At 65.9% G+C, this 11,553-nt stretch carries 9 protein-coding genes and 1 pseudogene; 4 read left to right on the top strand and 6 right to left on the bottom strand.

Annotation, left to right across the window (positions count from 1 at the left end):
* Positions 1–465, top strand: a pseudogene (locus RCH15_RS11485) (hypothetical protein); the annotation flags it as partial.
* Between the two features lie 118 nt (positions 466–583).
* Complete coding sequence (locus RCH15_RS11480; protein ID WP_326960787.1) at positions 584–2,332, top strand: pyruvate dehydrogenase; 1,749 nt, start codon at positions 584–586, stop codon at positions 2,330–2,332.
* Positions 2,333–2,778: 446 nt separating this feature from the next.
* Here the strand turns inward: RCH15_RS11480 and RCH15_RS11475 are convergent, their stop codons facing one another.
* A complete protein-coding gene (locus tag RCH15_RS11475; protein ID WP_326960786.1) occupies positions 2,779–3,648 on the bottom strand; it encodes a hydroxymethylpyrimidine/phosphomethylpyrimidine kinase in 870 nt (289 codons plus the stop codon).
* 141 nt (positions 3,649–3,789) lie between these two features.
* Between RCH15_RS11475 and RCH15_RS11470 the strand changes: the two genes are divergently transcribed.
* Both RCH15_RS11470 and RCH15_RS11465 read left to right on the top strand, forming a co-directional pair.
* Positions 3,790–5,205, top strand: coding sequence for an MFS transporter (locus RCH15_RS11470; RefSeq protein ID WP_326960795.1), 1,416 nt, complete (start codon positions 3,790–3,792; stop codon positions 5,203–5,205).
* A 407-nt stretch (positions 5,206–5,612) separates the two neighbouring features.
* The gene (locus RCH15_RS11465) at positions 5,613–6,308 is read left to right on the top strand and encodes a queuosine precursor transporter (protein ID WP_326960785.1); all 696 of its coding nucleotides are present in this window, start codon (positions 5,613–5,615) and stop codon (positions 6,306–6,308) included.
* A 113-nt stretch (positions 6,309–6,421) separates the two neighbouring features.
* Here the strand turns inward: RCH15_RS11465 and RCH15_RS11460 are convergent, their stop codons facing one another.
* The 5 genes from RCH15_RS11460 to RCH15_RS11440 form a co-directional block, all read right to left on the bottom strand.
* Positions 6,422–7,345 carry a type IV toxin-antitoxin system AbiEi family antitoxin domain-containing protein gene (locus RCH15_RS11460; protein WP_326960784.1) on the bottom strand — a complete coding sequence of 308 codons (924 nt, stop codon included), beginning with the start codon at positions 7,343–7,345 and terminating at the stop codon, positions 6,422–6,424.
* A gap of 164 nt (positions 7,346–7,509) precedes the next feature.
* Complete coding sequence (locus RCH15_RS11455) at positions 7,510–8,259, bottom strand: dienelactone hydrolase family protein (RefSeq protein ID WP_326960783.1); 750 nt, start codon at positions 8,257–8,259, stop codon at positions 7,510–7,512.
* Between the two features lie 93 nt (positions 8,260–8,352).
* Positions 8,353–9,660 carry a tRNA guanosine(34) transglycosylase Tgt gene (gene tgt / locus RCH15_RS11450; RefSeq protein WP_326960782.1) on the bottom strand — a complete coding sequence of 436 codons (1,308 nt, stop codon included), beginning with the start codon at positions 9,658–9,660 and terminating at the stop codon, positions 8,353–8,355.
* Positions 9,661–9,693: 33 nt separating this feature from the next.
* A complete protein-coding gene (locus RCH15_RS11445) occupies positions 9,694–10,419 on the bottom strand; it encodes an SRPBCC domain-containing protein (protein ID WP_326960781.1) in 726 nt (241 codons plus the stop codon).
* 49 nt (positions 10,420–10,468) lie between these two features.
* Positions 10,469–11,533, bottom strand: coding sequence for a DUF6707 family protein (locus tag RCH15_RS11440; protein ID WP_326960780.1), 1,065 nt, complete (start codon positions 11,531–11,533; stop codon positions 10,469–10,471).
* Between the last annotated feature and the right edge of the window lie 20 nt (positions 11,534–11,553).

Genomic DNA, 11,553 nt, shown 5'->3' with positions numbered 1-11,553 from the left:
GTGTGGGGTCCGGCTCCGGTGACGCTGGGGTACCAGTGGTTCCGCAGCGGGGTAGCTATTACGGGAGCGACGGCCGCTGCGTACACGGCGGTTTCGGAGGATTTGGCTAAGACGCTCACGGTCCGGGTGACCGGGTCGAAAGCCGGGTTCACCTCGGCGGCGAAGTCGTCCGCGGCGACGGCGGCCGTGGCCGCGGGCACGTTGACCGGCCCAACCCCCACGATCGCAGGAACCAAGACCGTGGGTAGCACGCTGACAGCAACCCCCGGAGCCTGGGTCCCCTCGCCCGTAACCCTCAAATACCAGTGGTACCGCGGCACCACGGCCATTACGGGTGCCACGGCCCAGACCTACAAACTCGTCGCGGGCGACAAGGGCGGTGCCCTTAAGGTCCGGGTTACCGGGACGAAGACCGGTTACACGAGCCTTAGCCGGGACTCCGCACTGACAGCCGCCATCGGCTGATCCGTGCTGCAGACATGGCGGTGGACGGGGCACGGCCGGAACTGGAAGCGCCGACCGGCGGGCAGACTATATATTGGCCAGTGACAGACCATCGATCCACCCCGCGGGAGCGTGCACTATGGCCAAGGAACTAGCCACCCAACTTGTCGAACAACTCCAGGCTGCCGGTGTGCAGCGGATCTACGGCATTGTTGGCGACAGTCTCAACCCGATCGTCGACGCCGTCCGGAAAACCGGCGGTGCCGCGAAGGGCGGGATCGACTGGATCCATGTCCGGCACGAGGAGGCCGCGGCCTTCGCTGCCGCGGCCGAGGCGCAACTTACCGGCCGCCTGGCGGTCTGCGCAGGTTCTTGTGGGCCGGGCAACCTTCACCTCATCAACGGCCTGTACGACGCCAACCGCTCCGGCGCGCCGGTGCTGGCCATCGCCTCGCATATCCCCAGCAAACAGATCGGCAGCAGTTTCTTCCAGGAGACGCATCCGGACCGCCTGTTCAACGAGTGCTCGGTGTATTCCGAGTTGATCAGCACCGCCGAGCAGGCTCCCCGCGTGATGCACAGCGCCATCCAGCACGCCGTCGCGCTCCGCGGCGTCGCCGTCGTCACCCTCCCCGGTGACATCGCCGGACTTCAGGCGACGGTGGAAAGCCCCGCACCGGCAGCGTTCCGGCCTGCCGTGCTGGTGCCGGACCCCGCCAGTGTGCGGGAGCTTGCCGACGCCATTAACGCCGCCGGCAAAGTGGCGATCTTTGCAGGCGCCGGCGTCGAAGGCGCCCACGATGAGGTCATTGCCCTGGCCGAGGCCATCAACGCGCCGATCGGACACTCACTGCGGGGCAAGGACTTCATGCAGTACGAAAATCCCTACGACATCGGCATGACAGGGCTGCTGGGTTACGGCGCTGCGGCGGAGGGGATCGAGGACGCGGACCTGCTGATTCTGCTGGGCACCGACTTCCCGTACGACCAGTTTCTGCCCGGAACCCGGACGGCGCAGGTGGACCGTGCCGCGCAGAACCTCGGCCGGCGGACCGACGTCGACGTCGCTGTGCACGGGGACGTGCTGCCCACGCTCGCTGCGCTGATGCCATTGTTGAAGCCGAAGAAGAGCAGCCGCTTCCTCGATGCCATGCTCAAGAAGCACGACCGGCTGATGAACAAGGCCGTCGGCGCCTATACGCGCAAGGTTGAGAAGACCGAGCCGATCCACCCGGAATATGCGGCCTCGCTGCTGGACCAGGTGGCGGCGGAGGACGCTGTCTTCACCGCGGACACGGGAATGTGCAACGTTTGGACCGCCCGGTACATCAACCCGCTGGGCACCCGCCGCCTGATCGGTTCGTATCTGCACGGTTCCATGGCGAACGCGCTGCCGCACGCGATCGGCGCCCAGCTGGCCTACCCCGGGCGCCAGGTGGTCTCGGTCTCCGGCGACGGCGGCCTGTCGATGCTGCTGGGGGAACTGATCACTGTGGCCGCGCACCGGCTTCCGGTGAACGTGGTGGTGTTCAACAACTCCACCCTGGGCATGGTCAAGCTGGAAATGCTGGTGGACGGGCTGCCCGACTTCGGCGTGGACGTGCCGGACGCCAACTACGCGGAGGTGGCCAAAGCACTGGGCTTCCACGCCGTCCGGGTCACAGATCCGTCCCGGATCGAGGCAGCGTACCGGGAGGCTTTCGCCCATCCGGGGCCTTCCCTGGTGGAGTTGATCACCGATCCGCAGGCGCTGTCTCTCCCGCCGAAAATCAAGGGCGCCCAGATCCTCGGGTTCGCCACCGCCATGTCCAAGGTGGTCCTGAACCGGGGCGCCGGCGAAGCCGTGAGCATGGCACGGAGCAACCTTCGGAACATTCCGCGGCGCTGAATACGGCGTGTCCCGGGCCGGCGTCCCGGACCGTCTGCACCGCCACCGCCGCCTCCATCGCCGTTTCGACGGTTCCGTGCAGGTTCGACGCCGGAACGCGTCGAGTGGGCAGGGAACCGTCGAAACGGCCCGTGAGCGGAAAACTCAAGGTGCCCTTGGAGGCGCGGTAGGGGGCGATGGGCGCGCGGAACCTTGGCTCGCCGTCGGGCCCGGGGTGCATGGACACATGGTGCGCCCACCCGGCGAAGTGCACCACAGAGGCTCCGCCGAGCGTAATTGTCGGGATGCCGTGACTGATCTTCTCGCCCGAGCCCGGAACCGCAGCGTGGCAGCAACACCGTACTTCCTGGCGGATCGACTGGACATCGGCGGGGTGGGACGCGATGTAGTGGTCCACGGTCTCAAAGTGCCGTGCCATGTGCCATCCTCCGTGGCCTCGGATGCTGCTAGCGCGGTCCGCCCTGCCAGAGGGCGTCGAAGGGTGCGCCCGAGGCCACCCGGTTGTGAATGCCGGCGGTCACGAAGGCTTTTGCGGTGCGGGCGGCCTCCAGCGGCGTCGCACCCTTGGCCAGTTCCGCCGTCACCGCGGCAGCCAGCGAGCAGCCGGCGCCGGAGACAGCCACTTCGCCCACTTTCGGGGCGGACAGGACCTCCAGGATCTGGCCGTCGAAATAGACGTCGACGGCGTCCGGCCCGCTCAGGCGCACGCCGCCCTTGGCGAGCACCGCGGCGCCGCTGAGTTCGTGAATGCGGACGGCTGCAGCTTTGAGTGATTCCAGGTCTGTGATTGCGAGTCCGGAGAGCGACTCGGCCTCGAAGTGGTTCGGTGTGACGAACGTGGCCAGCGGCAGGATTTGCGCCTTGAGGGCCTCGTCAGTGTCCAGCGCATGCCCCGGCTCCTGGCCTTTGCAGATCAGGACCGGATCCAGCACCACGTTTTTGAAGGCGGCAGCGGTCAACGCCGAGGCCACGGTGGAAATGGTTGCGGGGCTGCCGAGCATGCCGATCTTGACGGTGTCCAGCACCGACGGTGCGCCGGACGCGGCACCGTAGGCCGCCGTCGTCGCCTCCAACTGGTCCGCGATGACCTGCTGGTCCACCGGAACGAAGCGGTGATTCCAGTTGTCCTTCGGGTCGAATGAGACGATGCAGGTCAGGTTCGCGATGCCGAAAACGCCGAGCTCCTGGAAGGTCTTTAGGTCAGCCTGCGCGCCGGCGCCGCCGGTCGCTTCCGACCCCGCGATGGTGAGGGCGACGGCGGGGGAGGTGGCGGCGCCGGGAGTCACGGCCGCGGGGAAGTCAACTGCAGAGGTCATGGCCCCATCCTGCCAGCCCCAGGGGTTGCCCGCATTATGCACATGACCAATATGAACAAAACCGAAGTGTTCCCGATCACCACTACTAAGGTGGCGGACGGTGTTGCTTTCTTGCAGCGCCGGATCCAGGAAGGTTCATTGATGAGCACCCAACTGTCCGAATCGGCGCAGACGAGAAAAGCCGTGAGCAACATCCTCAAGGGATCTGCCGGCAACCTTGTGGAGTGGTACGACGTTTACGTTTACACCGCATTCGCAGCATATTTCCAGTCGCACTTCTTCAACTCCACCGATGATCTGCAGGCGGGCCTTGAGGCCATGGCTGTTTTCTCGACCTCGTTCCTGATGCGGCCGGTGGGGGCCTGGTTCTTCGGCCGTTATGCCGACCGCAAGGGACGCAAGGCGGCGCTGACGCTCAGTGTGACCATGATGTCCGCGGGATCCTTCGCGATCGCCATCCTGCCCACGCAGCAGCAGATCGGCATCTGGGCCATGATCCTGCTGGTCCTCGTGAGGCTTATCCAGGGCTTCTCTGTCGGCGGTGAATACGGAACCAGCGCGACCTACATGTCCGAGGCCGCCACCTCCAAGCGCCGGGGCTTCTTCTCCAGCTTCCAGTACGTCACACTGATTGGCGGCCAGATGCTGGCGCTGCTGGTCCTCGTAATCCTGCAGAACGTCATGCCCAAGGGCGAGTTGACCGAGTGGGGCTGGCGCATCCCGTTCGCGATCGGCGGCGTGGCCGCGCTCGTGGTCCTGTGGCTGCGGCGCTCCATGGAAGAGACTGTCTCCGCCGAGCAGGTGGAGGCGGCCAAGGCTCCCGCCGCAGCCGGTGCGGCCCGGCCGGGCACCATGAAGCTGTTGTTCAGCAGCTATTGGAAGCCGTTGCTTATCTGCATCGGTGTCACCCTCGGCGGCACGGTGGGCTTCTACACGTACACCAACTTCCTCCTGAAGTTCATGAACGATACGTCCGGCATCGCCAAGACCGACACCTCGGTGATCAACTTCTGGGCGCTGTTCATCTTCATGCTGCTCCAGCCCGTCTACGGCATCATCTCGGACAAGGTCGGACGCAAGCCGCTGCTGCTCTGGTTCGGCATCACCGGCGTGCTGTTCACCTGGCCGCTGCTTTCGACGCTGGCAGGCACCAAGGACCCTTTCATCGCCTTCCTGCTGATGATGGGCGGCCTGCTGATCGTGGGCGGCTACACCTCCATCAACGCCCTCGTGAAAGCCGAGCTGTTCCCGGCCTCAATCCGTGCCCTGGGCGTGGGCCTGGGCTATGCGATCGCCAACTCTCTCTTCGGCGGCACCGTGCCGCTGATCGGTGCTGCCCTGCAGAAGTCCGACCAGGTGGAGCTGTTCTTCACCTACGTCACCGTGGCCATCGGCCTCTCCTTGCTGGTGTACATCTTCGCGCTGAAGAACAAGAAATCCACGCACCTCGACCATGAGCAGGGACACGCTTGGGAACCGGCTGCGGTCGGCACCGGCACGGGGGCCACGGGTCCGAAGGATGACGACAAGGACCTGGTCGACGCCTCGGGCCGCTAAGGTGCGGCGGACCGTTTCGACGGTTCCGTGCCCACCCGACGCTGAGCAACGTCGACCCGGCAGGGAACCGTCGAAGTGGCAGTCCGCGTCGCTAAGTCCGGGGCTATTGAGCGTTGTCTGCGAACCGGAGCTGCAGGATCGTGGCCCGGAATAACGCGCCCGCCGAGCACGGTCACCTCCCCGCTGCTCGGCCGGATGAGGCCCCATCCTGCCACCACGTGAGGACCGTTCACAGCGTGGCAGGAAGGGTTGGGCGGGACGGTGTTACCGGCGCCAACTGGTGAGAGAATGGAGTCCGGTTCCGGCGGCCACCCGCCGGGACCCTCCAGTGCTAATACAGCTCGCCGCCCCACCTCCGCCTGCGTGCGGACCCGGGCGCCGGGCAAACCACTACGAATGGATTCCCCATGACTTCGGCCAAGACCCTGCCGGCTGCCGCCCCGCCCAGATTCGCCACGATCGGTTCACCGTACTTAGGCATCATGCTCGCCGTCATGGCCGTGGTTCTGATCCTGTCCAACATCGGGGCCTCCAAAGGCGTGGCAATCGGGCCGGTCATCACCGACGGCGGATTCTTCCTTTTTCCTCTGGCTTACATCCTGGGCGACGTTATCAGCGAGGTCTACGGCTTCAAGGTGGCGCGCAAGGCCATCGTCACCAGCTTCGCACTCTCGGTCTTCGCGTCCCTCTGTTACTGGATCATCATCGCGTTGCCCGGCTTCAGCGATGACTTCGGAATTGCCAAGCAGGCCGCGCTGGAGAGTGCCTTGGGGCCGGTCCCACAGATCGTCCTGGCCTCACTCCTGGCCTTTTTCGCGGGCCAAACGATCAACTCCTGGATCCTGGTGAAGATGAAGGCACGGTCCGGGGAGAAGTCGCTGTGGGCCCGCCTGATGGGTTCCTCGGGGGTCGGCGAATTCGTGGACACCCTGATCTTCTGCAGCATCGCCGCCTCCGTAATTGGAATTACCGACGCCGGGGCGTTCGTTAATTACGTTCTGGTGGGCTTTGTTTATAAGACGCTGGTGGAGTTCGCCTTCGTGCCGCTGACCGCGCTCGCCATCGGCTGGGTAAAGAAACGCGAACCAAGCTACGGCGCGTAACCGGCCCGCTCACCGCGGCCCTTCGCACTCCGCCCCCTTCGATGGTTCCGTGCCCGCTCGATGCTTCGAAGCATTGAGCCTGCGCGGAACCGCCGACATGGCGCGACGCCGGCTTATCCGCCGTGGTTCAGTGCGCGCAGCACCCGGTACTTGAACTCCACCTCGTTGAACAGGGCCTTCCACTCGATCCGCAGGATCGTCCAGCCTTGCTCCATCAGCGCTTTCTCGCGGCGCCGTTCCGCGAACAGGACGTCGCCGGTGGGGCCGTATTCGAAGTACTTGCTCCTTCCGTCAAACTCCAGAGCCACCTTGCGCTCGGGCCAGGCAAAATCCAGCCGGTGCTCACCATGCGGGGTCCGGACCACGTATTGCGGCACGGGCGGGGTGATTCTCAGCCGATGCAGCAATTCACGGGTGAGGCTCTCGCCGGCCGACTCGGAGCGGGGGTCGGCGAGTTCGAGCGCTCGACGCAAAGCGACCACTCCGTTGCGGCCCGCAAGGGTGCCGCACTGGGACTTGATGAGACCAAGGTCCGCGCCCAGCCGGGCGGCGTGATCCATCAGGATCACGGCTTGGGGCACGGTGAACATCAGGCAGCAATCCACGACGGTGCGTTCCAACGAGGTGCTCGGAAGCCCGTCCACGAAGCACAGCTCGCGGCTCTCCAGGAACCGGGTATGGGCCACGACATCGCGCCCGTGCGAGATTCCGGACGGTCGGCCCTCCTGGGTCAGATGCACACGGTTATTGACTTTCCACAGCTGAAGCCCGTGCAGGCTGGCACCCGAGACGTGGCTGTAGACGAACCCTCCCGACGAGGTCGTCAGCGTTCCCAGTGCGTGGGCGGAGATTAGCTGCCGTCGCTGGGCGGTGCTGCTCAATTGCCGCCACCATTCTCCGCGGGCATAGCAGCCGCGGCGCACCCGGACGAGCTCTGCCGCCTCCGCCAGTTGGGCGATGGAGCGGGAATTCAATCCCTCGGCGAGGAGCTGGTCCGTGCGCCAGAGGTCCGTGCCGGCAGGGAGTCCGGAGGTCATAGGACCAGCGTCACCCCCGCACACCCACGCAACCCAGAGCCCCTGCCGGGTATGTGGACAACGCCGGTTCGACGGTTCCCTGCCTCCTCGACGCTTTTGCACGTCGTGGGCGCAGGGAACCGTCGAAATGGCGCCGCGGCGGCGGGGGTGCGGGCCTGCGTCTGTTAGACCTTGAGCGTTCCGTCCAGCAGGTCGCGGAGTTCGCGGAAGTGCCGCTCGGTGGCCTCCGGGTGGAAGGCCGAGGTGTCCGCCATGGAGTAGCCGTGCGGAGCGCCGGCGTAGATCTCGTTGGCGGCGCTCAGGCCTGCACCGTCCAGGGCCGTGCCCAGCCGCGCCACGGCGTCGGAATTCATGCTTTGATCATGATCGGCGTGGCCGAACACGAACCGGGCCCGGGCGTTGCCCAGCCCGAGATGGGGGCTGTCCGGGGCGTCGGTCGCAAGTCCGCCGCCGTGGAAACCGCCGCAGGCCGCAACAACGTCCGGGTGTGCGGTCGCCGTCCGGACAGCAAGCCGTGCGCCCATGCAGTAGCCGACGACGCCGATCGGGCCGGGCGCGACGCAGTCGAGCAGGCCCAGCGCTTCCACCCAGGCTGTGATGTCCGGCTGCGCTTTGGCCGTGGTGAGGCGTCCGACCCGCGGGAATGCGGCCCCGCCGGCTGCCTCGCGGCCCTCCGGCGTGGTCATGTCCAGGTCCGGTGCCAGTTCGGCCGCCGTGCCTTCCCGGTAGAAGACATTAGGTGCCAGGACGACGAAGCCCCAGTCGGCGATGCGCTGTGCCATGTCCTGGATGCGGGGGCGCAGGCCGAAGGCATCCATGTAGAGGATGACACCCGGGAACGGGCCCGAGCCGGCGGAGGGTCGGGCCACGAGGGCCTCGGCGGTGCCGTCTGCGGCAGGAATCTCGATGAGCATCCGGTCAGGATATCCGAACCGGCCCCGTCACCAACTATCGGTGGAGGAACCAACTATCGGTGGAGGACGTCGACGGCGGGTGCACGCGAACGCCTAGGAGTAGTACCGGCCCAGGGTCTCGGCCTTGAACTCGAAGAAGGTCCCGTCCTCGATGGCGAGGCGGGCGTCGTCGACCATTTTCACGACGAAGCGCTCGTTATGGATGGAGATCAGGGTGGCCGAAACCATCTCCTTGGCCTTGAACAGGTGGTGGATGTAAGCCCGCGAATAATTCAGGCAGGCGTAGCAGTCGCAACCTTCCTGCAGCGGGCCGAAGTCACGCTTGTACATGGCGCCGGAGAGGTTGTACCGGCCGGTGGGGTGATAGAACGCCGAGTTGCGGGCCACCCGGGTGGGGGAGACGCAATCGAAGGTATCCGCGCCGTTCTCGATGGCGGTGAAGATGTCATCCGGCTCGGAGATGCCGAGCAGGTGCCGGGGCTTGTTCTCCGGCAGCTCCTCGTTGCACCAGCGCACGATCGTGCCCAGGTTCTCTTTCTCCAGGGCCCCGCCGATGCCGAATCCATCGAAGTTCATGGCACCGAGATCCCGGCATGCCTTACGGCGCAGATCCTCGTACTGGGCGCCCTGGATCACGCCGAACAGCGCCTGGTAGGGCTTCCCCGCGCGCTCGTCCGTCAGGCGGAAGTGCTCGGTGATGCAGCGTTCAGCCCACCGCCGGGTGCGCTCCAAGGACTCCTCCTGGTACCCGCGGGAATTCTGCAGGGTGGTCAGCTCGTCAAAAGCGAACATGATGTCCGCACCGATCTGGTGTTGGACATGCATGGAGATCTCGGGGCTGAAGCGGTGCCGGTCGCCGTTGAGGTGGCTTTTGAACCACACGCCCTCCTCGTCCACGTGGGCGAGTCGTTCCTTGCCGGGGGCGACGGCGTCGTCGGGGACGGCGGCGTCCGCAACAGGCCCGGTCTTCATGTCGATGACCTTCTTGAATCCTGAGCCCAGGCTCATCACCTGGAACCCGCCGGAGTCGGTGAAGGTGGGCCCGCGCCAGTTCATGAAGGCCCCCAGGCCGCCGGCCTCATCCAAGATGTCCGCTCCGGGCTGCAGGTAAAGATGGTAGGCGTTGGCCAGCACGGCCTGGGCACCCAGCTCTGCGACGGACTCCGGGAGGACCGCTTTGACCGTGGCCTTGGTGCCAACGGCGATGAAAGCCGGGGTTTGGATCTCACCGTGGGGGGTGCTGAGCGTTCCGGTGCGGCCGAGGAATTCACCGCCGTTGGAGCTGACTTGGGCCTCCGACGGCGAGCAGCTTTCGCTCAGGCGTTTGCCCACGCGGAAGGAAAACTCGGACTGCTGGGCCGGGTGGAGCGATGACACGGGAACTTCAGGATTGGCGGGCACCGTTCAAGTGTGCCAGCTAACAGCCCCCAACTCTTAGTGCAGCGGATCGGATGTGGGGTAGTTCTCAGCCCGCCACTTGTCCCAGTAATCGCGGATGGACTCCAGCTGGTGCGCCCCGAGGTCGTACATGGAGACGATGGCCAGGGACCCTCCCTCCGGCCGGAGATCCTTGATGGCCGGCTGGTCCGCCACAATGACCAGGCCCTCGCCGTGTTCCGCATAGTGGTGGACCGTGATGCCCACCTGGTGGTTGCTGCGGAACCAGACCTTTCCCGAGACTTCCTCGCCCGTAGCCAGGGTGAGCGAGTACGGCTCACCCGGCTGCGGAACGCCGGACAAACCCAGCAGCTCAATGGCGGACCCTTTGTTCCCGGGAACGGAGAAGAAAAAGGTCCGCCGTTTGCCGTGCGGATGCCGTTCCAGGGCGAAGCGCAGCTGCTGGAGGAAGGTCAGCCATCCCTGGGTGATGTCCTCGTCCCAGGCTGCCCACTCGGAATTGTGGTCCACCGCGGCCCGCGTAACGCTGAGCTCGGTGCCGGACGGGACCGGTTGCAAGGTGAACACATCCCCGCCGTCGACCACCAGAGAGGTGTGGTCCGCGCCTTCGATCACCTTGGGGCTGAAATAGATCTCATTGATCTCGGCCGCCTGGTCATCGGCATCCCAGCCATGCCACTGGGCCACCTTGGCGGGTTCGCGCAGCATCGTCCAAACCTGCTGCGCGTCGGAATTGATAACCACGCTCAGATTGTTCGTCATGGGCCGAACTTACAACGCCCGGCCGTGAAGAGGGTAGGGGCTTAACGCCTCAGGAACGCACGGACTCGAGTTCGTTGCCGATCCGGCGCTCCAGCTCCGCCCCGCCGATGGTCTCCGAACCGCCGTGGGCGCGCAGGAACAGCAGCGCCTCGAGCCGCAGGAGCCGCCATTCACGTTCGGCACCCGGGTTCGAGTTGTCGATCGCACGGAAGATTTCCTTGTCGTACAGATTGGGCTCGTTGAGCGAGCGCTGCCGGACCTTGGCGTTGATCCGGGACTTGAACGGATCCGTCTCCATGGAATCGGGGGCGCGGAGGAACTTCTCGTAGACAGCGGCGCGTTCCTCCTGGCCGAGCTGGCGGCAGATGTAGCTGGAGAGGGCCAACGCAGCCTCCACCGACGCCCACCGGCCGCGGTTGCCGTCGAAGGGAAGCACATTGAGCACATCGGCGACCGCGAGGGCACCTTCCGCATCCTTGAGCACGATGAAAAGTTCCTGCGCGAGGTCGCTGAGGTCCTTGAGGCAACTTCCCGACTTGGTGTTAATGCCCTTCGCGAGACGTTCGCTGAGCAGCAGCACCCCTCCGGAGTCCGGGTGCGCCCCGGCGGCAGCCTCCACGACGGACTCAGGCGTGCCCTCCGGCGTCGGGATCAGCGCAAGATCCTCGTCGCTGGGACCGCTCACCGCGGGCGGAGCGGGCGGCAGGGGCGGGACCACGACGGCGGGAGCGGCGCCTCCGCCGGCTGCCGCGTCCCGGTCCCCGGCAGAGTCGCCAACACCGGTGTTTTTTTGCTCCGCGGCGCCGGCCTGTCCGCTGGCGGCACCCGCGTCCGGTTCCAAGGTCTGCCCGGGCGTGCCGGCGTGTCCGAGCGGTGCATCCGGGCCGTGGTGGGCGGTCAGGATCAGGACGGTCGATGCGGCAGCGATGCGGAGTCCACCGCCGCCGGTGAGGGTTGCAAGGACCACGGCCGGCGTACCGAAGTCATCGGTTTCGACTTCCACGCGCTGGATTTCGGCAGAGCGGTTGCCGTCGGGCAGCAACAGCCGATCGCCGCTCTGCAGTGATCCAGCCTGCTGTTCGATGTAGTTCTGGGCGGCCGGGGGGTGGGTCATCTGGAGTCCTTAAATTCTTT

The organism is Arthrobacter sp. MP_M4 (assembly GCF_035984855.1).
In the GTDB taxonomy this organism is placed as follows: domain Bacteria; phylum Actinomycetota; class Actinomycetes; order Actinomycetales; family Micrococcaceae; genus Arthrobacter.
Note: the sequence above shows the minus strand (reverse complement) of the source record. Positions and strands in the feature narration are given on the sequence as shown.